This window comes from Companilactobacillus kedongensis (assembly GCF_003946625.1).
Classification (GTDB): Bacteria; Bacillota; Bacilli; order Lactobacillales; family Lactobacillaceae; genus Companilactobacillus; species Companilactobacillus kedongensis.
On sequence record NZ_RHOR01000016.1, the window covers coordinates 1 to 22,583 of the forward strand.

Annotated in this window: 20 protein-coding genes; 18 read left to right on the top strand and 2 right to left on the bottom strand. The window is 35.9% G+C overall.

Features of this window, described 5'->3' with window-relative positions; translation table 11 throughout:
• Window positions 1-298: 298 nt before the first annotated feature.
• Together EKM60_RS08965 and EKM60_RS08970 are read left to right on the top strand one after the other, a co-directional pair.
• On the top strand, window positions 299-1,951 hold the full coding sequence (locus EKM60_RS08965) for an aryl-sulfate sulfotransferase (protein ID WP_164508377.1): 1,653 nt from the start codon (window positions 299-301) through the stop codon (window positions 1,949-1,951).
• 308 nt (window positions 1,952-2,259) lie between these two features.
• A complete protein-coding gene (locus EKM60_RS08970) occupies window positions 2,260-2,535 on the top strand; it encodes a helix-turn-helix domain-containing protein (protein ID WP_125714646.1) in 276 nt (91 codons plus the stop codon).
• Window positions 2,536-2,563: 28 nt separating this feature from the next.
• Here EKM60_RS08970 and EKM60_RS08975 read toward each other — a convergent pair whose 3' ends face one another.
• Window positions 2,564-3,964: a DUF6056 family protein gene (locus EKM60_RS08975; protein ID WP_125714648.1), complete on the bottom strand. Its 1,401-nt coding sequence runs from the start codon at window positions 3,962-3,964 to the stop codon at window positions 2,564-2,566.
• 172 nt (window positions 3,965-4,136) lie between these two features.
• On the opposite strand from EKM60_RS08975, the gene rbsD reads away from it, so the two are divergent.
• The 4 genes from rbsD (at window position 4,137) to EKM60_RS08995 (ending at window position 7,172) form a co-directional block, all read left to right on the top strand.
• Window positions 4,137-4,532 carry a D-ribose pyranase gene (rbsD, locus tag EKM60_RS08980; protein WP_125714650.1) on the top strand — a complete coding sequence of 132 codons (396 nt, stop codon included), beginning with the start codon at window positions 4,137-4,139 and terminating at the stop codon, window positions 4,530-4,532.
• A gap of 18 nt (window positions 4,533-4,550) precedes the next feature.
• Window positions 4,551-5,462 carry a ribokinase gene (gene rbsK / locus EKM60_RS08985; RefSeq protein ID WP_125714652.1) on the top strand — a complete coding sequence of 304 codons (912 nt, stop codon included), beginning with the start codon at window positions 4,551-4,553 and terminating at the stop codon, window positions 5,460-5,462.
• Between the two features lie 182 nt (window positions 5,463-5,644).
• Window positions 5,645-5,845 (top strand): cold-shock protein, encoded by a 201-nt coding sequence (locus EKM60_RS08990; protein WP_125675312.1) that lies wholly within the window; start codon window positions 5,645-5,647, stop codon window positions 5,843-5,845.
• A 130-nt stretch (window positions 5,846-5,975) separates the two neighbouring features.
• Entirely contained in the window at window positions 5,976-7,172 is a 1,197-nt protein-coding gene (locus EKM60_RS08995; protein WP_125714654.1) for an MFS transporter, read from the top strand.
• Here EKM60_RS08995 and EKM60_RS09000 read toward each other — a convergent pair.
• The gene (locus EKM60_RS09000) at window positions 7,146-7,439 is read right to left on the bottom strand and encodes a metal-sulfur cluster assembly factor (protein ID WP_164508378.1); all 294 of its coding nucleotides are present in this window, start codon (window positions 7,437-7,439) and stop codon (window positions 7,146-7,148) included. The genes EKM60_RS08995 and EKM60_RS09000 overlap by 27 nt on opposite strands.
• Window positions 7,440-7,531: 92 nt before the next feature.
• Between EKM60_RS09000 and EKM60_RS09005 the strand changes: the two genes are divergently transcribed.
• The 12 genes from EKM60_RS09005 to rlmD all read left to right on the top strand — a co-directional run bounded on the left by EKM60_RS09005 (window position 7,532) and on the right by rlmD (window position 22,553).
• Window positions 7,532-8,167: a glycoside hydrolase family 73 protein gene (locus EKM60_RS09005; RefSeq protein WP_125714658.1), complete on the top strand. Its 636-nt coding sequence runs from the start codon at window positions 7,532-7,534 to the stop codon at window positions 8,165-8,167.
• Window positions 8,168-8,219: 52 nt separating this feature from the next.
• A complete protein-coding gene (locus EKM60_RS09010) occupies window positions 8,220-8,801 on the top strand; it encodes a xanthine phosphoribosyltransferase (RefSeq protein ID WP_125714660.1) in 582 nt (193 codons plus the stop codon).
• A 20-nt stretch (window positions 8,802-8,821) separates the two neighbouring features.
• A complete protein-coding gene (locus tag EKM60_RS09015) occupies window positions 8,822-9,952 on the top strand; it encodes an ATP-grasp domain-containing protein (protein ID WP_125714662.1) in 1,131 nt (376 codons plus the stop codon).
• Window positions 9,953-9,955: 3 nt separating this feature from the next.
• Window positions 9,956-11,251 (top strand): adenylosuccinate lyase, encoded by a 1,296-nt coding sequence (gene purB, locus EKM60_RS09020; protein ID WP_125714664.1) that lies wholly within the window; start codon window positions 9,956-9,958, stop codon window positions 11,249-11,251.
• A gap of 183 nt (window positions 11,252-11,434) precedes the next feature.
• Window positions 11,435-13,666: a DNA helicase PcrA gene (pcrA, locus tag EKM60_RS09025; protein ID WP_125714736.1), complete on the top strand. Its 2,232-nt coding sequence runs from the start codon at window positions 11,435-11,437 to the stop codon at window positions 13,664-13,666.
• Window positions 13,667-13,683: 17 nt separating this feature from the next.
• Window positions 13,684-15,702, top strand: coding sequence for an NAD-dependent DNA ligase LigA (gene ligA, locus EKM60_RS09030; protein ID WP_125714666.1), 2,019 nt, complete (start codon window positions 13,684-13,686; stop codon window positions 15,700-15,702).
• Window positions 15,703-15,712: 10 nt separating this feature from the next.
• Entirely contained in the window at window positions 15,713-16,846 is a 1,134-nt protein-coding gene (locus tag EKM60_RS09035) for a CamS family sex pheromone protein (protein ID WP_225427036.1), read from the top strand.
• Between the two features lie 70 nt (window positions 16,847-16,916).
• Window positions 16,917-17,216 (top strand): Asp-tRNA(Asn)/Glu-tRNA(Gln) amidotransferase subunit GatC, encoded by a 300-nt coding sequence (gene gatC, locus EKM60_RS09040; RefSeq protein WP_125714670.1) that lies wholly within the window; start codon window positions 16,917-16,919, stop codon window positions 17,214-17,216.
• Window positions 17,216-18,673 (top strand): Asp-tRNA(Asn)/Glu-tRNA(Gln) amidotransferase subunit GatA, encoded by a 1,458-nt coding sequence (gatA, locus tag EKM60_RS09045; RefSeq protein WP_125714672.1) that lies wholly within the window; start codon window positions 17,216-17,218, stop codon window positions 18,671-18,673. Before gatC ends, gatA begins: the two co-directional genes overlap by 1 nt.
• The gene (gene gatB, locus EKM60_RS09050) at window positions 18,673-20,103 is read left to right on the top strand and encodes an Asp-tRNA(Asn)/Glu-tRNA(Gln) amidotransferase subunit GatB (protein WP_125714674.1); all 1,431 of its coding nucleotides are present in this window, start codon (window positions 18,673-18,675) and stop codon (window positions 20,101-20,103) included. Before gatA ends, gatB begins: the two co-directional genes overlap by 1 nt.
• A 9-nt stretch (window positions 20,104-20,112) precedes the next feature.
• Window positions 20,113-21,099 carry a diacylglycerol kinase gene (locus tag EKM60_RS09055; protein WP_164508380.1) on the top strand — a complete coding sequence of 329 codons (987 nt, stop codon included), beginning with the start codon at window positions 20,113-20,115 and terminating at the stop codon, window positions 21,097-21,099.
• A gap of 98 nt (window positions 21,100-21,197) precedes the next feature.
• Window positions 21,198-22,553, top strand: a complete 1,356-nt coding sequence (gene rlmD / locus EKM60_RS09060; RefSeq protein ID WP_125714678.1) for a 23S rRNA (uracil(1939)-C(5))-methyltransferase RlmD — start codon at window positions 21,198-21,200, stop codon at window positions 22,551-22,553.
• Window positions 22,554-22,583 lie beyond the last annotated feature (30 nt).

Sequence of the window (22,583 nt, forward strand, 5' to 3'; positions counted from 1 at the left end):
CAGTTTTGGTAAGGTTAGATTCCCTGAATCCTTCAATGATCTTTAATTTATCAGACAAACTATATTTAGATAGAGACACAAAAATCCCTCCATGGTTAACCAAATGAATTTATATTATTTCATTTGACAACCATAAAGGGATTAACGCAAAACGGTCGAACTGCAGGCAAACTTTTTTCTCTCCCGTAGGTGGCATACTTTCATAAAATCTTCATAGAATGTTGACGTTATGCCAACATTCAATATTTATACTATTTATTGAATTGGGAAACATAAACATTAAGAAATGAGGGTAAGAATGAAAAGGAAACTGCCAATTATAGCCGCATTATTGACTTGTTTTGCATTAATTTTAGTTGCTTGTTCTAAGAGCAGTTCAACTGATAATGGCGTTTTATCTACGGAACAGATCAAGAAAAATATTGGTTCTAAATTGATCACTACTAGAGAGGATGCTCAGAAGTCTTTGACTAAAAAGTATCAGGAAAAAGTTAAGGACGCATCTTATACGATGGATAATCCATATATTAAATTAAATCCGTATAAGACATCACCATTGACTGCTTTGGTAATTTTAAAAACTGATCAGGCTGCTAAAATCACTTATACAGTTGAGGGTAAAAGTGATGATACCAGTGTAACTAATACTGTGAACGGTGGGTACTCTAAGACGCATCAAGTACCAGTTGTTGGATTATATGCCAACTATAATAATACAGTTACTATGACAGCTACATATAAAGACGGTGCGACTTCTACACAAACAATAAACATTAAAACGGGCTCACTTCCTAAGTATATTAAGAGTGCTAAAATAACCGTTTCTAAAAATGATAAAACTAAAATGGACATTGGTAACAATAAACTAACTATTATTAATAGAACTACTAAAGAACCGTTTGCAATTGATGCTGACGGTGAAGTTAGATGGTATTCAACTAATTACTCACAGCATACTATTGAGCAAATATCTAATGGACATATGCTGATTTTAACTAAGAAAAAAGTTGATACATCTGTTTACAATGATCTAATCGAAACTGATGTGTTAGGTCGAATTTATAAAGAATATAGTTTTAGTTCCGGGACTAAGTCTAATGATTCTGGTAATTCTAAAGATGAAACCACTGTAATTCATCATGATTTAATAGAACTTCCAAACCATGATTTATTAGCGACGGTAAATGATGGATCGAAGTATAAAGAGGATGTTATGGCACAAATTTCTCATAAAACCGGTAAAGTTGTTAAGGTTATCGATTTGAAGAAGATTTTGCCAAGCTCGATGTACAGAGAATATAAGGCTGGATCAGATAATAAAATTGATTGGTTCCATCAAAATGCAGTGGATTATGATAAATCTGATAACAGTATTATGATTTCTGGACGTAATCAAGATATGATAATTAAGCTTGATTACAAAACTAATAAAATAATTTGGATCTACAGTGGTAAAGCTAAGGCTACTTGGCCTAAGAAATATCGTGACAAGATCCTTACACCAACACAAGGAACGACGATAACTGGTGGTCAACATGGTCTTTATCTACTTAAGCATGATGGTGATAGTGAGGATATTATTCTTTATGACAATAATATCAACGTTACTAATGGCGATAAGAAGACTTCTGGTAAGTATTCTCAGGCCGTTGAGTACCATATAAATACTAAGAAAATGACGATCGACCAAACTTGGTCCTATGGTAAGAGTTTGGGCAAGGCAAACTTCACAAGTATTATCGGTTATGCAGAACGTGAAACTAATGGTAATACACTAGTTGACTTTGGATTCAAGAATGGTGGTCAAGAAAGTAATATCATTGAAGTCGATGCTGATGGCAATCAAGTTTTCAATGTGACGGTCAAGAATGCATCATCCAAAGCGTATGCTTATCGTGCCTATCGAATTCCGTTCTATTCAAGTAAATATGTATTTGATGTTAATAAGTAAAAAAACTGAACCGGAGAGTTTATCTCCAGTTCAGTTTTTTATTAACAGAAAATTATATCATAAAATAGTTCACAAAATGGTTCATATTTTCATGCAAAATTTTAGTTAAATTGAAAAGATTATTAATAGTGTTAGGTTCATAATAAGGTAAATAAACGAAATATACATATAATTTTCATAAATACTAAATATCAGTTCAAAAAACAATTTAAATGTTTTCTATGAATAGTATAAAATTATTGTGCTAGTTTATTGAGTAAAACCATTTATGTAAATGTGGCTATTTGTTACTAAAGGGGACATGAATTATGAAAAGGGAAAATTTTGAAAGATTGTTGGTTGAACAGGCTAACAATCCTCAAGCCAAGATTGCGTTTGAAATAGAAAAGGCCAAGCTGGATATTTCTACTTTAGTGATAGAAACTAGACGAGCAGCGGGGATAACTCAATCTGAGTTAGCTTCTCGAGTCAAAGTGCCACAATCGACTGTTGCCAGGATCGAAAACTGTGAGAATACGAGTATCGACACTTTGAGCAAGGTCGCTTCAGCGTTAGATAAAAAATTGATCATTAATTTTGCATAGAAAAAGCTATCCTTCACAGGATAGCTTTTTATTTGTTATTCTTTTCATTGATCAATTTAACTTTATGTTTAATTTGCTTGTCGAATGATTTCATCAAGTCATCACGATTATGGGTTTTAGCTTTAGCTTTACGCATTGCATCCGTCCAATCCCAATAGTTGATAGCAACGAATTTACGTTCAGGGTGACGAACATATAAAGCATTGTAAACAGCATCGTTTTCTACTGGGGCTGGTAACCAGATGTAATTAGTATCACGATATTGCAGCATGTAGTATGTGTCTCGATCAACAGTATTTTGATAATTTGTGTAATCGATCGATGTGTTAAAACTGCGACCATAGTCATGGGCCAAGGAGTCCATTCTGATACCAAGAATTAAAAAGATAATTGTCATTATTGGTAATAGTAACTTCTCAAAACGGCCGCTTATTAAATCCAAATTGATAGCGATGATGGCTGCACCAAAGACAAAGCTGGTAAACATACATCTAGAACCAAATGGTGAGACAACTAAGAATGGAGCCAGTGCAACAGCTGCAAAGATAAGCAGAGTATAGTTGACTACTTTACGCTTAAAGTCCTTTAGACGGTAAGTATATAGGACAACAGCGGTAACAAATATCAAACCGGCAACAATAATCAAAGCTAGAAACTTAGGTGTATAGGTATTTCTCATGTAACTGATGATCGTATCACCAGCATTTGAACCGGTAACATGACGATAGCTGTCTGTCCCAGTTAGAACCTTGATATAGGCACCGTTGATAAACATCAGAATAGCACCAATAAAATTACCTAACAGTATGTAATTGAATAATCTCTTTGCGCCATCGTAAAAATGTTTTCTGAAAAATAGCCAGATAACAACACTGATAAAGCAATTTAGCAGTGTCATATGTTCAGCAAACATTTGTGTTGCGATTGAGGCAAGAAATGTTAAGAAGGTAATGGTTCTATAATAATGAACGTCTTTTCTATCATAGTTTTTGAGGAACAAATACAATAGGAACAACGGGAAAATTACTGATGGTACATAGTTTGCAAATCCCGCATGCCAACCTAGGGTTTGTCTAAAGATAGACTTAGGTGCGATGATCAAAAATACAGCCATGATCGAAGCTGTAAATAAACCTATGAATTTAGGCTTGGATAGCTGATCGTGAATCTTTTGGATCATATACACAATTAAAGTAGAGAATAGCCCGTAAGCCAAGAATGCGACAGGTTTTACCTTCGTCATAACGATGACTAATAAATCACCCAGATAACGGCCATCATATGTAAGAAAGTGTCCTTCTGGGAAATAATTATGTCCCCAATAGCTGCCCCAATTTAGGTCATCACCAGTAAGTGGCATCCAAAATCCAATCAGGCCAAAAACAATGAATAAAATAATATAGAAGCTTAACTTTGTTGTTCGTTTCATTTAAATGTATCCTTAATCTTTAATGTCTCTAATAAGAATAGCTTTTATCCTTAATTCAAGCAATAAATATTTAGACAAATTGGAGCGTACCAATTTGGTTATATCTATTTACTATCAAAATTTATGATGTTAAAATGTCTATGCAAACGATTACAGAAAAGGTGAGTGTTTCATGAAAAAAACAAGAGTTATTAATTCTGACATTTCACGTGTTATTGCCCAAATGGGTCACTTCGACACTTTGAGTATAGGTGACGCTGGAATGCCCGTTCCTGAAGAAACTGAGAAAATCGACTTGGCGGTTGAAGCAGGGTTACCAAGTTTCATTCAGGTTCTTGAAAATGTTTTGAGCGAATTACAAGTTCAAAAGGTATACTTAGCTGAAGAAATGAAACTACAAAATCCTGACCAGCTTAATGCGGTAAAAAATCTTATTGGCGATACGCCGATCGAATTTATTGCTCACGATCAGATGAAACAAGATTTGAAGAACAATAAAGCATTTATCCGTACTGGTGAGGAAACACCATATTCCAACATTATTTTGGAAAGTGGCGTTGTATTTTAACTACTGAGAGGAAATTAAATGAAAAAAATAGTTGTCTTAGGTTCAATTAATATTGATACGATTTTAAATATCGAAAGACTACCATTACCCGGCGAAACTATGGCTATGCATGACCGTTCGATCGCTGGTGGCGGTAAGGGCGCTAACCAGGCTATTGCGTCGGTACGTGCAGGATCAGAAACATCTTTTATAGCTAAGATAGGTAACGACCACGCAGCAGATTTTATGATGAATACGTTTAAAAGTGACGGATTGAACATAGATAATGTTACAATAGATAAGAATGCTGGTACTGGTAAGGCTTACATTCTGCTTGATGAGCATGGTCAAAATAGTATTTTGATCTATGGTGGTGCCAATCAAACCATTACGGCGCAAGATGTGGATAATGCGTCAAATGCTATCAGTGAAGCGGATTGTTTGATTGCTCAGTTTGAAGTACCAGTTCCCGCTATTATTGAATCTTTTAAAATTGCAAAGGCTAATAATGTATTAACTATCCTTAACCCTGCACCAGCCAAAAAAGATATTCCAGCTGAATTATTGGAGCTGACAGATATTATTACTCCCAACGAAACGGAAGCTGAGGCTATTACAGGAATAAAGGTAGTTGATGAAGCTTCTATGAAGGAAGCTGCAGATAAAATGCATGAAATGGGTGTAGGAATCGTCTTGATAACTGTCGGTTCTAAAGGCTCGTTCTATTCATTAGAAGATCATAGTTACGGTTTTGTTGATGCTTTTAAAGTTAAAGCTGTCGATACAACTGCTGCTGGTGATACTTTTATTGGATACTTGGCATCGCAATTACATAAAGAACTTGATAACCTGGAAGGTGCGATGAGGTTTGCTAACAAAGCCTCGTCGATCACCGTTCAAGAGAAGGGTGCGCAAAATTCTATACCTTATCATAATCAGGTAGAATTTTAAAAATCCGAATTATTTTAGGAGTTTGCTCTGTAATGATTGTAAAGAGCTAAAATCCATGTTAGAATAAATGTTGTATTTTTGAATGGTTAATGGTTCGAATGGTTTTGGTTTCTGAAGACTTTCTTCCATGATGTACCACGAAATAATGCACAAATATATGAATTATCAGGAGGAACAGTCTGATGGAACACGGAACAGTTAAATGGTTTAACGCCGAAAAAGGTTATGGTTTTATTACTCGCGAGGATGGTAGTGATGTATTCGTACATTTCTCAGCAATCCAAGGCGACGGTTACAAGACTTTGGAAGAAGGTCAAGCCGTTACATTCGATATCGAAGATAGCGATCGCGGACCACAAGCATCAAACGTTAATAAGGCATAATAACTTATAATAATGTTTAAAAACCAACTCACATGAGTTGGTTTTTTTTGTGCCCTAAACTATAAATTTACAAAACTTAAACGGTTAATATATAAAATTATTTTAGAATATTTTTCATATGAGGTTTTATATGGAAAATTGGAAAAGAAATTTTAGAGTTCTATGGTTTGGCAGTTTGCTGACTGATATGGGAAATGCCATGACTTTGCCGTTTATGGTTTTGTATATTGATACTTTAGGCGATTTTACTCGTTCTCAGAGCAATATGTTCGGAGCTTTGGCGTTTTCATTAACGTATTTATTTAAAGCTTTGGCTGCACCTTTATGGGGTAAATTAGCAGATCAAAAAGGCCGTAAGCTGATGTGCTTACGTGCCTCAGGTGTTATGACGTTGACTATACTTTTAGTAGGTGTATCGCCAAATGTCTGGTGTGTTATATTATTTAGAAGTCTTCAAGGTGTTTTTTCTGGATATATCAATAACGCTAATGCGCTAATATCCACCAGTGTTCCTGAATGCATTCGTGGTAAATCAATGAGTAAGTTAGTGACCGGTAGCGTTAGTGGAACCTTGATTGGTCCTGTCATTGGAGGCTTTTTGGCTGCCTTTATGGGCTATCGGGAAATCTTCTTTGTTACAAGTATTTGTATGGCAATAGTTTTTTTAACTACCTTGATTTGGGTCAAAGAAGATTTTATACCGATAAAGAAATCCGATCTGTTGCCATTGATACCAGAAATTAACCGGATCGGTTGGGGCTTTTTGACCGTATTATTAATTAGCTTTTTATCTATTCAGGCGACGATTGCTTCAGTAACGCCCATGATCAGTCTGCTGGTTAAGGAATTATTGCCTACTGGATATAATTTAAGTATTACAACAGGAGTAGTTGCAGCCATGCCGGGATTGGCTACTATTTTGATTGCAGGATCTGTTGGAACCATTTTAGATAAAATAGGTGCCCAAAAAAGTTTGCTTATTTTTATGAGTTTTGCAGTAATCTGTTTATTTATGACTAGTATGATTCAAAATATTTGGCAATTAGCTATTTTTAGACTGCTTGTGGGTATCACTGATGCTGCATTATTGCCGGCTTTACAGGTTATGACCGTTCAAATGGTGCCTAGTTTTATTTTTGGTCGGATTTTTAGCTTTAATCAGTCCGCACAGTCGATGGGCAGCGTGATAGGACCAATTTGTGCGGCACTTATCTCGAGTGGATTTGGTTATAAAGCAATCTTTGTATTTGGATCTTTAGTGGAACTAGTTGCGTTATTAGGCTGGATTCTTTATTACCGACTACACTCCCAAAGACAAACGAGCTAATTTACTCATCCTTTCTTTTGTCCAGACCGGGTCCCAAACTAAATCAATAATACAATTAGTTATGCCGTCGAGGTTTTCGACGGCTTTTTTTGTTTTGGAGACGATACTTTCGCCATATTGGCAACTGCGTGTTGGCATAGTCATTGTGATCGTGCAGGTATTGTCGTTTAGATTAATATTGTAGATCAATCCTAAATTAACAATATCAATTTTCATATCAGGATCGACAATTTTGGATAGAACTTGTTCGACAGTTTGATTATTCATATAAAGGACTCCTTTGATATATTTCATTTTGTCATAATTTTTTCAAATCTATCAGCTATAATGATAACAATAACAAAAAAGGACTTAAGAGATTGCCACAAAGAAGAAATCACACTCGACGTAGGCGGGGTAAAACTAAATATAATCAAACGCTGATCATTTTTTTGACAGCTCTTATTTTGATCAGTGCAGGAATTTTTGGCTATCATCGTTATCGAGAGTATAGGCAAGAGGCTCAAACTGAGCAGGTTGCAACTGAACATAATGCTTTTGTCAAAAAAGTGGCGCCATACGCAATATATCTGGGTAAAGAATATGGAGTTCTGCCAAGCATTACGATTGCTCAGGCTATTCTCGAAAGCGATTGGGGCAGAAGTACCTTAGCTAAAGATTATAATAACTATTTTGGTGTCAAAGGGACTGACCCCAATAACACCAAAGTTTTACAAACTAAAGAATATACCAATGGACAATGGGTGACGATCAATGGTCGTTTTAGGGTTTATTCGGATTATCGCGAATCAATGAAGGATCATGCTGAATTGTTAGTTAATGGAACGACGTGGAACTCTCAGCAATATCAACAAGTGCTTCATTCTAAAGATTACATTGAGGCGGCCGTGGCTTTACAAACGGACGGATATGCGACCGATCCTGGCTATACTACTAAAATCATTCGTGTTATTCAGAAATATAATCTAAAAAAATATGACGAAGGCATCAAGTGAAAAAGAAAAATATGATAGACTCTAATTAATAATTATTGTGGGAGATAGTGTTGTGAAAGAACTTGAAGAGAGAATTAAAAAAGATGGTCGAGTATTAGGTAAGGATGTTTTGAAGGTTGATAGTTTCTTGAACCATCAAGTTGATCCAATGTTGATGCAAAGCATGGGCAAGGAATTTTACGAACATTTTAAGGACCAAGGAATCAATAAAATATTAACAGTTGAATCATCAGGGATCGCTCCAGCTGTTATGGCTGGATTGAGTTTTGGCGTACCAGTTGTTTTTGCTAGAAAACATAAGTCAGTCACTTTGAATGACGATTTATATACATCTGAGGTTTATTCATATACTAAGAAAACTTCAAATCATATAAGTATTTCTAAGAAATACTTATCAAGCGATGATAATGTATTGATCATTGATGACTTTTTGGCTAATGGACAAGCTGTCAATGGCTTGAATACAATTATTGATGCAGCTGGTGCTAACTTGGCTGGGATTGGTATTGTTATTGAAAAGTCATTCCAAAAGGGAAGACAAATGATCGATAAAGCAGGAATTCCTATCTATTCATTAGCTAGAATCAAGGCTTTTGATAATGGACAAGTAGTTTTTGAAGAAGAAAAAGAGTAAATATTTAGGAAGGTGGACTTATGACTTTTATTGCGCCCGGTAAAACTCTGGGAATAATCGGCGGCGGCAGTGAGACATATCTGTTTGAGCTTGAGGCAAAACGCATGGGATTTAGAACTGTTCTTTTGACAACTGAAGAGGATGATATTGCAACTCAAGCATCTGATGCATATTTGGTCGGCGATTTAGAGGGCAGTGAGAATTTAGCTGAATTGGGCCATAGAAGTGACCTTCTATTGTACATGGATGAGAACTTTGATAGTGACATTTTGGAAAGTCTCGAAAAAGAATATGACGTTGTACAAGGTTCCAATATGTTGGCAATCGTTCAAGATCGTTATATTGAAAGGACTTTTCTCAATTCTTTGAAGATAAATGTTCCACCATTTTTCTCGATAGTAACAGTTGATGATATAAAAAAGGCTGTTGAAGAAATTGGTTTTCCATGTATGATTAAACCGATCCAAAAAAATCAAAATGTTTTAAGGCGTCACGTACTTTATAATGAGTCTGATGTTGAGCATGTTCAGAGTTTATTGGCTAATGGGACTTATATTCTTGAAGCTTGGATCGATACTAAAGAAGAATATTCGATCATGGTCAGCAAGAGTAAGAACGGCAAGATCCATACTTTCCCAATGATCCGTGAAATTTATGATGGTTCACATTTGATGAGTTCTTATTTGTACAAAAAAAATGATCCTGAAGTAGAAGCTGAAATTCAAAGAGTTGCGTTGATCATAGCTAATAACATTGAATATGTTGGTATTTTTGGAATAGGATTTATTATTTCAAATAGCGGCGTGTTATATGTTAAACGGATCTTTCCAGGAATTAATTATTCGGCTAATGTTTATCAAGAGGCAACGGGAGTGTCGCAATTTGAACTCCACATCCGGGCAATTTGTGACTGGCCAATTCCGGAAATCTATCCACTGATCAATGCGGCAACATTGAAGATAATTGAAGGAAATCTCCCTCAAAGTTTGGACTTGTTGCAAGAAAAGGCTCAATGGAAATTCAATTATTACACAGGTTTCAAGGCTAAAAATGACGCGGCTAGGGATGTTGGATATATCTCAGTCGTGTCGGACGATGAAGAAGATCTAAGAGAAGATATTTTATCAACTAAAATTTGGAGAGTAGAGTAAATTATGATTGATAGATATGTAACTAAGACCATGCGACCTATTTGGACTGATCAGAATAAGTATCAAGCTTGGTTGGAAGTAGAAATTGCCGCCGTTGAAGCTTGGAGTAAGCAAGGAGAAATTCCTGCTGAAGATGCAAAAAAAGTTGCTGAAAATGCTAAATTTGATGTAACTGAGATCCAAGAATTAGAAAAAATCACTAAGCATGATGTGGTTGCTTTTACAAGAGATGTTTCTAAATATTTGGGCGACGAAAAGAAGTGGGTCCACTTTGGATTAACTTCAACTGATGTTGTTGATACTGCTTACGGATACTTGATGAAGCAAGCTAACGACATTATTCGTCAAGATTTGAATCATTTCTTAGATGTTGTTGGCAAAAAGGCTCTTGAGTACAAAGATACAGTTATGATCGGACGTACTCATGGTGTACATGCTGAACCAACAACTTTTGGGTTAGTTTTGGCTAACTGGTATTCTGAGATCAAGCGTGATATCGAACGTTTCGAACATGCTGCAAAGGGTGTCGAAGCTGGTAAAATCAGTGGAGCTGTTGGTAGTTTTGCTAATGTTCCACCTGAAGTTGAAGAATTTGTCTGCAACAAATTGGGTATCCGTCCACAAGAAATTTCTACTCAAGTATTACCACGTGACTTGCATGCTGAATATATTCAGACAATGGCATTGATTGCAACTTCGATCGAACGTTTTGCATTGGAAGTTCGTCATCTACAGAGAACTGAAGTTAGAGAAGCTGAAGAGTTCTTTGCAGCCGGTCAAAAGGGTTCTTCTGCTATGCCACATAAACGTAACCCTATTGGTTCAGAAAACGTCACAGGACTTGCTAGGGTCATTAAAGGGCATGCTTTCACTGCCTTGGAAGATGTTCCTCTATGGCATGAACGGGATATCTCGCATAGTTCAGCTGAAAGAATCATTATTCCTGATTCAACTGAATTATTAGATTACATCTTAGTTAGATTTACTAAGATCGTTGATGATTTAACAGTCTTTCCAGATAAGATGATCGAAAATATGAATCTTACGCATGGATTGATTTATTCACAAAGAGTTCTTTTGAAGTTAGTTGAAAAGGGACTTAGCCGTGAAGCGGCCTACGATATTGTTCAACCAATGACTGCAAAAGTTTGGGATGAACAAAAAGATTTTCGAACACTATTAGAAAATGACAGTCGTGTGACTGATAAATTAACAGAGCAAGATTTGGATGATGCCTTTGATTATCATTGGCATTTAAGAAATATTGATAATATTTTTAAACGTGTTGGATTAGAATAGCGTTTAAAGTTGATAAAAGCGGGTATTGTTTGCTGTGGCAAATGATATCCGCTTTTATTACTGATTCTAAAAAATCCGTGTTAGTATTATTGTTATGAAAAATTTGCTACAATGTAAAATGAATGTTTTCTGTAAAACGTTGATATATTAAGGATTTGAGGGTTTATAAAATTGGATGAAACTATGTTAAAAGGTTTGAATACTGAGCAAAAAGAGGCTGTGAAAACAACTGAAGGCCCACTATTGATCATGGCAGGTGCTGGTAGTGGTAAAACACGTGTTTTGACACATCGTGTGGCATATCTTATCGAAGAAAAAAATGTCATGCCGTGGCATGTTTTAGCAATTACTTTTACCAATAAAGCTGCTAAAGAAATGAAAGAACGTATTGGTAAATTGTTAGATGAGGCTGCAAATGATGTTTGGGTCTCAACTTTCCATTCATTGTGTGTCCGTATTTTAAGACGTGACATCGATAAAATGGGTAAGTCCCGTTCATTTACGATTTCAGATCCATCGGAACAACGTACTTTGATGAAGCAAATCCTCAACCGTATGAATTTAGATCCTAAGCGTTATGATCCACGTGCCATTTTAGCAACGATCAGTAATGCAAAAAACGATTTGGTAACACCGGAAGTTTATGCTCAAAATGCTAAGTCTCCATTTGAACAAATTGTCGCTAACTGTTACGACGCCTATACCAAAGAGATGGAGCGTAACCAAGCTTTAGATTTTGATGATTTGATCATGCAAACCAATATTTTATTTGAACAATGTCCAGATGTTTTAGAATATTACCAAGAGAAATTTCAATATGTCCATGTTGATGAGTATCAGGATACTAATGAAGCACAATACAAATTGGTTAAACAATTGGGTGCTAAATATCGTAATGTCTGTGTCGTTGGTGATGCTGACCAGAGTATTTATGGCTGGCGTGGAGCTAACATGAAAAATATTATGAATTTTGAAGAAGATTATCCTGAAGCTACAACTATTAAATTGGAACAAAATTACCGTTCAACTAAAACAATTTTGAGTGCCGCTAATCAGGTCATTAGTCACAATACAAATCGTAAACCTAAGGAATTGTGGACTGATAATAAACAAGGCGATAAGATCAAATTTTATCGTGGTCAAAATGAAACGGATGAAGCTCTTTATGTTATCGATCAGATCAAGAATCTTCTATTAAAGAATTTCAATTATGGAGATATGGCGATCCTCTATCGGACAAATGCTCAATCACGTACGTTTGAAGAGAAACTTTTGTCAGCTAATATACCATATAAGATTATTGGTGGACACAAATTCTACGATCGTAAAGAAATCAAAGATATTATGGCTTATTTGAGATTAGTTGCTAATCATGACGATTCCATGAGTTTTCAACGTGTTATTAATAGTCCTAAACGTGGAATCGGACCAGGTACGATCGACAAACTTCAAAATTATGCCGACGAACATGGTTGGTCATTATTAGAAGCCTGTGAAAATATTGAATTATCACCGTTAGCTGCTAAACCGAGAAAAACCTTTGAAGAATTTTATAAGATGATCACTGATTTATCCAAAATGGCTCAATCTAATTCAATGACTGATTTGATGGAACAATTGTTAGAACAATCAGATTATGTTGATGAATTAAAGAAACAAAATAATTTAGAATCACAGTCGAGAATTGAAAATATTCAAGAACTTTTGACAGTTACAACGCAATTTGATCAGACTTATGAACCAGATCCAGAGATTGATGAAACTAGACTTGAGTCGTTCTTAACTGAACTATCGTTGGTTAGTGATCAAGATGACTTGGAAGAAGATCAACAAGAAGTTACTTTGATGACATTACATGCTGCTAAAGGATTGGAATTTCCGGTTGTCTTCCTAGTTGGTATGGAAGAGGGAATCTTCCCACTATCACGTGCCATGATGAAACAAGAAGAGCTAGAAGAGGAACGTCGTTTAGCTTATGTGGGAATAACTAGGGCAGAAAAAGTCTTATATCTGACAAATGCCTATAGTCGTATGCTTTATGGACGTTTGCAAAGTAATCAAGTGTCACGATTTGTTGAAGAAATAGACGATGATAACTTAGAATTGGTCAATAAAAATGCTGGTAGTATCCCAATGCGCAGTAAAGAAAAAGAATTTCCATTCAGTAAACGTCGTTACGAGTCAGCTCTACATGGAAGCTACAAGGTTGAGGCTAAGACTAAGGCCAGTGGTGCTCAAGGTGCTGAAAAAGTTCGTTGGAATATTGGCGATAAAGTGATGCACAAAAAATGGGGCGAAGGAACTGTCGTTAAGGTTAATGGAGCAGGTGAAGCCGCTGAATTGGATATTGCATTTGATAATGAAGGAATTAAACGTTTGTTAGCAGAATATGCACCTATCAAAAAGGAAAGCTAATTTTGTAGGAGGATAAGATGGCAGACTTGGACAAATCACAAGCAAGTGAAGAATTAGTTGGTATTCGTACAAAGTTAAATGAGTACCGTGTTGCGTACTATACAAATGACGCTCCAGTAGTCGAAGATAATGTTTATGATCAACTTTATAATCGTCTGCTAGAAATTGAACAGAAATTTCCTGATCTAGTTACACCGGATTCACCTTCACAATTAGTGGGTGATGTGACGAATGATGACTTTAACAAGGTCACTCATGATATTCCGATGCTTTCAATGGGGGATGTTTTTTCCGAAGATGAACTAAGTGAATTTAACGATCGAATCGAAAAAAATGTCGGTCATGAAGTCGACTATAATGTTGAATTAAAAATTGATGGTTTAGCCATTTCGTTAGTTTATGAAAATGGTATCTTAGTTCAAGGCTCAACTAGAGGTAATGGTACGATCGGCGAAAATGTCACAGAAAACTTGAAGACTATCAAGTCGATCCCACAGAAATTAAGCAAGCCACTGTCTTTTGAAGTTCGTGGTGAATGCTACATGTCAAAAAAAGAATTTTTGAATCTAAATGAACGGCGTGAAAAAGAAGGACTGCAAGTATTTGCCAATCCGAGAAATGCTGCAGCTGGAAGTTTGCGTCAACTAGATCCTAAAAATACTGCCGATCGTAAACTTGATACATTTATCTATACGATCGTAACTTTTGACGATCTTAATATTGAAACTCAAAGTCAGGCTCTAGAAACATTGGAGGAACTAGGCTTTCACGTTAATCCAACATCTGAAGTCACAACTGGATTACAAGGTGTCAAAAATTATATCGACAAGTATGATCAAGTTCGTGATGATCTAGATTATGGAATTGATGGGGTTGTTTTGAAGGTCAATGACTTGGCAATTCAAAGAAATTTGGGTAATACTGTCAAAGTTCCCCGCTGGGAAATTGCATATAAATTTCCACCTGAGCAGGCAGAATCAATTGTCCGTGAGATCACTTGGACGATCGGAAGGACTGGAGTTTTAACACCAACAGCCGTAATGGACCCAGTTTCATTGGCTGGTACAACAGTTTCCAGAGCCACACTTCACAACGAAGATATGATCAAACAAAAAGATATTCGAGTTGGAGATACAGTATTACTGCATAAAGCTGGTGATATTATTCCGGAAGTTTCGCAAGTTGTTCTAAGTAAACGTCCTAGTGAGTCTGTTCCAGCGGAGATCCCAACGCGTTGTCCTTACTGTGATTCAGAACTGATCCATTTGGAAGATGAGGTGGCATTACGTTGTATAAATCCTAAATGTCCAGCTCAAGTTAAGGAACAATTGACCCACTTTGCTTCAAGAAATGCTATGAATATTGATGGACTGGGTCCCAAAATCATCGAACAGTTGTATACTAAAAACTTAATCAAAGATGTTGCTGACTTGTACAAGTTGACGGCAGATGATTTAGCTACTTTAGAAGGTTTTAAAGAAAAATCCATCAATAATTTATTAACAGCTATCAATAATTCAAAAACTAATTCTGTAGAAAGATTAATTTTTGGATTAGGGATTCGTCACGTTGGTGCTAAAGCTGGTCGTATTTTGGCTGAAAGCTTTGGCAATTTGGATAATTTGATCAAAGCCTCTAAGGAAGAAATCTTAGAAGTTAATACGATGGGTGAAATAATTGCCGACAGTATTATGACTTATTTTGCCAATGATGATGTTAAAAACTTGATAAATGAACTAAAATCAGTTGATGTCAATATGAATTTTTCCGGTAGTTCTAATTCAAATGAAACAAATACTCATTTTACTGATAAAATAGTGGTTATAACCGGAACATTAAATAATTATAAACGTTCAGAATTATCCGATATTCTAGAAGGTTACGGTGCTAAAGTCACTAGTTCAGTCACTAAGAAAACCGATATCTTGGTTGCGGGAGAAAAAGCCGGCAGCAAGTTGACCAAAGCACAACAATTAGGGACGCAAATTATTGATGAAGCAACGTTATCTAGTTATTTAGATGATGCAACAAATTAGGAGAAAAGTTTTGAAAAAAGTCATAAAATCTACAGCACTGATATTTTTGTGTTCACTTCTTTTAGCAGGTTGTGGGAATCTTCAAGATTCTAGTCTTTCATCTGGAAGTGGTAACAGCAGTAAGAGCAGTGTTCAAACATCAAATGCATCTGATTCAGGGTCATACGATGTTCTAATGAGTAATGGTAAGTATAAGACAAGTCCAATTTCAGGATTGACTGCTGCTGATAATAGCAATGCCTTCAACAGTCGCAGTTTTGAGAGTGGTCTATTGAGTTTGTCTAAAAAAGAATATTCAACAAATTCTTACACTTTCCAAGAGGGACAAATTCTTAAGTCTTCAGTTGTTAACAAATGGTTGGAAAGAAAATCAAAGAGTAATACAACTGGTTTAAATCCAGCATCAAATGGTTCAAAGAATGAAAATAAACGTAATCCAATGTATTTACAACAAATGCTTGAAGAAGATTATCTTCAAAAACAAGATGGAAAATACAAATTAGCAGGTATGTCGATCGGAATTGCAATCAATAAAGTCGATTACTACCAAAAGAAGCAATATGGTGCTACATTTAAAACCACTATCAGCCGTGCTGAACAAAAAGAACAAGGTGAGAAAATTGCCAAAGAAGTCGTTAAACGTTTACGTAAGATGAATAAAGTTGGTAATATTCCAATCGTCGTTGGTCTTTATTCAGTTGCACCTGAGGATACATTAGTCGGTGGAACTTACTTCCAATACTCAGTAAGTAAGAGCGGTGATTTAGATAGTTGGAAAGAATTGAATTACAAGAATCAAATGTTACCAACTGTTAATAATGAAACGGCTGTTAATAGTAGTGATTCAGATGCCTTTTCAAACTTTAAAGATAATATCCAAGATTATTTCCCTAATTTGTCAGGTGTAACGGCTCAAGCCCATTATGATGGAAACAATCTTAAATCGATGGATATTACCATTAACACTCAATTTGACGGCTTGGCTCAAGTAACTAGTTTTGCCCAGTTCGTTCAAAACAGTGCTACTAAATATTTACCATCAAGTGCAAACCTAGATATTAATATTCAGACCGTCGATGAACAACAAGCTGTTGTTACTAGAACTGATGGTAAGTTCTATACTCACGTTTATAACGCAGATTAGAGAGTATATATAATCTTGATCTTTCAGATTCTGTTTAAATAAAACCCATTCATTAATAAGGAGATATTTCATGATTTCTAAAGAAGAAATTTTACATGTGGCTGAATTGGCTAACTTGAAGTTAAAAGATGATGAAGTAGATGGCTTCGTTAGTCAACTAGGAAAAATCGTCAACATGGAAGGCAATCTTGCCAGTGTAGATACAACTAATATTGAACCCACATACAACATGGGAGATACAAGTACAACATTCCGTGAAGATAAGGGAATTCATACTCAAACTAGAGAGCAAATGTTTGAAAATGTTCCTGAATCTGAGGATAACTTGATCAAAGTTCCTACGATTGTTGCAAAGGGGGAAGATGAATAGTGAACTATTTAAACGAGACAATTGATTCTTTACATAAGAAGTTGGCAGATAAAGAATTAACTTCAAAAGAATTAACAGAACAAACACTAGCTGGTATCAAAGAAACTGATAAGGATATTTCTGCGTTTATCACTGTTAATGACAAAGCAACTGAAGTAGCTCAAAAAGTTGATGAAGACGGTATCAAGGGACCATTATCTGGTATTCCTATTGCTATCAAGGATAATATTGTCAGCAATGGTATCAAGACTACTGCTGCAAGCAAGATCTTGTACAATTTCATGCCAGTTTACAGTGCCACAGTTCTAGAAAAACTAGAGAGTGCCGGTGCTATCAATATTGGTAAAACAAATATGGATGAGTTTGCCATGGGTTCATCTACTGAAACTTCATTCTTTGGGAATACACATAACCCTTGGAATCTAGATTCAGTTCCTGGTGGTTCTTCAGGTGGTTCAGCGGCTGCTGTTGCTTCTGGTGAAGTAGTTGCTGCTCTTGGTACAGATACTGGTGGTTCAATTCGTCAACCTGCTGCCTTTAATGGTATTTTTGGTATTAAACCAACTTATGGACGTGTATCACGTTGGGGTATTATTGCCTTTGCATCAAGTCTTGATCAAGTAGGTGTTATGACAAAACGTGTTGAAGATTCAGCAACTGTTCTTTCAACTATGGCTGGTCATGATTACCATGATAGTACTAGTTCAGAAAAGGAAGTTCCTGATTATCGTGCCAATCTTAATAAAGATATGAATGGCGTTAAAATCGCTATTCCTAAAGAATTCTGGCATGAAGGTGCTGATCCTGAAGTTATCCAACAAGTAAATAACGCAATTGATGCTTATAAGAAAATGGGTGCAACTGTTGAAGAGGTTAGTCTTCCAACTTTGAAACATGCGGTTGAAGTTTATTATGTTTTAGCTTCTAGTGAAGCCTCATCAAACTTGCAAAGATATGATGGTGTTCGTTATGGATTCCGTGCTAAAGACGTTAAGAATATCAAAGATCTCTTTGTTAACTCACGTTCTGAAGGATTTGGTGATGAAGTTAAACGTCGTATCATGCTAGGAACATTCGCTCTTTCAGCAGGTGCATATGATGCTTACTTTAAGAAAGCCGCTCAAGTTAGAACTATTTTTATTCAAGAAATGAATGAAGTCCTTGATAAATATGACTTGATCATGGGACCATCAACAACAAGTGCCGCCTTTAAGATCGGTGCTAAAATTGATGATCCATTGGCAATGTACATGAATGATATTTTGACAATTCCTGCTAACTTAGCCGGTTTGCCAGCTGCTTCTGTTCCTGCAGGACTAGCTAACGGTATGCCAGTTGGACTTCAAATCATGGCAAAACCATTTAATGAGCAGGCTATTTTCAATGCTGCTTACGCATTACAAGAAGAAAATAAATTTTATGAAAAAATACCAACTGCTTTAAAGGGGGAAGACTAATGAATTTTGAAACTACTATCGGTCTAGAAGTTCACGTTGAGCTAAAGACAAAATCAAAAATGTTTAGTCCTTCACCAGTTGCCTATGGTGCAGAATCTAATATCAATACCAACGTAATTGATTTTGGTTTCCCTGGAACATTACCAACTGTTAATAAAGAAGGATACAGACTAGGTGTTATGGTTGCATTAGCCTTGAATGCCAATGTTGAAAATCACACACACTTTGATCGTAAGAACTACTTCTATCCAGATAATCCCAAAGCTTATCAATTAACACAACATGACAAACCTTTGGCTCATGATGGTTGGATCGAAATCGAAGTTGACGGTAAAAAGAAAAAGATCGGTATTGAAGAACTTCATGTTGAAGAAGATGCTGGTAAGAATACCCACGGAAATGACGGCTATTCTTATGTCGATTTGAACCGTCAAGGTACACCGCTGATTGAAATTGTTTCAAAGGCTGATATGCATTCTCCTGAAGAAGCTTATCAATATCTTGAGAAACTTCGTCAAATTGTTCAATTTACTGGTGCTTCTGATGTTAAGATGGAAGAGGGTTCAATGCGTGTTGATACAAATATTTCAATTCGCCCTGTTGGATCTGACAAATTCGGAACAAAGGTCGAACTAAAGAACTTGAACTCATTTAACTTTGTTAAATTAGGTTTAGCTTATGAAGAAAAACGCCAGTCAGCTATCATTAAAAATGGTGGTAGTATCGGACAAGAAACAAGACGTTTTGATGAAAAAACTGGTGAGACAATGCTTATGCGTGTAAAATCTGGTGCTGATGACTATCGTTATTTCCCAGAACCAGATTTACCAGGATTTGAAGTTTCTCCTGATTGGGTCAAAGAAATTCAAGATAATTTGCCTGAACCAGCTGACAAGCGTCGTAAACGTTATGTTGACGAGTTAGGTATTCCTGAATATGATGCTGGCGTTTTAACAGATACTAAGGAAATGTCAGATTTCTTTGATGAAGCTGTTAAATTTGGAGCAAATCCTAAACTAGTTTCTAACTGGTTGATGGGTGAAGTTAATGCCTACTTGAATGATAAGAAGATGGGTCTATTAGATACTAAATTGACTCCAAAGAACTTATCTACAATGATCAAATTGATTTCAGATGGAACAATTTCATCTAAAATCGCTAAAAAGGTCTTTAAAGAAACAATTAGTAATGGAACAGAACCAGAAGGCTGGGTTAAAGAAAAGGGACTTGTTCAAGAGTCTGATCCCGCTGTCTTAACACCAATGATCACTGAAATCTTAGATAATAACCAACAATCTATAGATGACTTTAAGAATGGTAAAGACCGTGCTGTCGGCTACTTAGTTGGTCAAATCATGAAACAAACTCATGGTCAGGCTAATCCTAAAGTGGTAAATAAGATCTTGATGTCCGAGCTGAATAATCGTTAGTGAGGGTTAATTATGCGTGCTAGATTGATATACAATCCTACATCCGGGCATGAAACGTTGAGGAATAATGTAGGTGAAATTTTAAATGTATTGGAAAAGGCCGGCTATGAAGCTAGTGCTTTTCGTACTACGCCGAAAAAGAATTCTGCCTTGGATGAGGCTAGACGTGTGGCACAAGAAAACTTTGATTTGATTGTCGCTGCTGGTGGAGATGGAACTATTAATGAGGTCGTTAATGGAGTTGCTCCATTAGATAAACGTCCAGAATTAGCCATTATTCCTGCTGGTACGACTAATGATTACGCCAGAGCTTTGAAGATACCACGTGATGATGTGGTCGAAGCTGCTAAGATAATTTTAAAAAATCAAAAAATACCTGTTGATATCGGGAAGGCCGGTAGCAATTATTTCATTAATATTGCTGGTGGCGGCTCAATGACTGAGTTAACTTATGAAGTTCCTTCAGCCTATAAGTCAATTCTTGGTTACTTAGCATATTTGGTCAAAGGTGCTGAAATGCTACCTAGGATCAATCCGATTGATATGCATATAACATATGATGACGGTGTTTTTGATGGCAAAGCTACTATGTTTCTGATTGGTTTGACTAATTCAATCGGAGGTATGGAACAAATTGCTCCCGATTCCGTTATCGGTGATGGAACATTCTCTTTGATTATTGTTAAAGAAACAAATCTTAGAGATTTAGTACATTTGATCGCACTTGTTTTAAATGGCGGCCGTCATGTCAATAATCCTAAAATCATTTATACGAAGACTAAGAAATTAACTGTTAAGGCTAATGATGAAAATCGTATTATGATCAACTTGGATGGTGAATATGGTGGGGATGCTCCGATGGAATTTGTTAATCTTCATCAACATTTAAATATCTACGCTAACGTTGACTCAATGCCAGCTAAAGCAATTGATACTACTATCAGTGAACAAGATGCTGGTAAAAAGATCATTGAAGAAGAAAAGAACTTAGGTTAGAATTAACAACGCAAAGAAAGTGCGATATTTGCTGAGCAAATGTCGCACTTTTTGGAGTTATGGAATATAACTAAAATATAGAATTAATAGGATAAAATATGGAAAAACCAAACATAAAAAAGAATGATCAAATAGAATTAAATATTGAAGATTTATCATACGAAGGAAAAGGTGTTGCTAAAGTTAATGACTTTACACTCTTTGTTGATAATGCCTTACCTGGAGAAGTTGTCAAAGCTACAATTTTAAAAGTTGGTAAAAGCTATGGTTTCGCGAAAGCTACTGAAATTATTAAGAAGTCACCACATCGTGTTGAAACAATTGACAATGTTTATACTAGGACCGGAATTGCTCCTCTAAGCCACTTAGAGTATTCAGAGCAATTGAAATTCAAACAGAAACAAGTAGAAATTGACTTTAAGAAAGCCAAATTAGATATCAAAGTCAATCCAACTTTGGGTATGGAAAATCCTTTACATTATCGTAACAAAGCTCAAGTTCCAGTTAGACAAATTGACGGTAAGTTAACAACAGGATTTTATCGTCGTCATTCGCATGATCTTGTACCAATGGAAAATTATTTGATCCAAGATCCTGAAATTGATGCAGAAATTATTAGTGTTCGTGATATCTTACGTAAGTATAATGTCCGCGGATTTGACGAAGTTAATTTCAAAGGTCAAATCAGAACAATTATGGTCAGACGTGCATATTACACTGGCGAAATGATGGTAGTCTTAGTATCACGTGTCCGTGATATTTCTCATTACAAAGAAATATCTGCTGAAATTATGAAGAATAAAGATGTTAAGTCAGTTTATTTAAACATCAATTCTAAGAAGACCAATGTAATCATGGGTAATGAAATGATTTTACTAGCTGGCAGTCCATATATCGACGATCAGTTGTTGGGTCATACTTATAGAATTTCACCGCGTTCTTTCTACCAAGTAAATCCCGTTCAAACACAAAACTTATATCAATTAGCAATCGATAAGGCTGAATTAAATGGTAGTGAAAAAGTAGTTGATGCCTATTCAGGTATTGGAACGATCAGTTTATCATTAGCGGAAAAGGTTAAGCATGTCACTGGTATTGAAGTTATTGAAGATGCCGTAAAAGATGCTCAACAAAATGCTGATATCAATAAGATCGAAAATGCTGACTTTATCGTAGGTAAAACGGAAGCTGTTTTAAATGATTGGGCTAAGGATAATCGAAAGATGGATGTTTTGATGGTCGATCCACCACGTAAGGGATTGGCAAGTTCATTGATCGATTCAATTAAGAATTTAAAACCAAGAAAAATGGTTTATATCAGTTGTAATCCTGCTACATTGGCTCGTGATTTAGCTTTACTTGAAGATACTTATAATATTGGTGAAGCAAATCCAGTTGATATGTTCCCAATGACAAATCATATTGAATGTGTCATCAGTTTGAACCTCAAATAACGTTTATAGGCGATAATGGTACGTTTATAG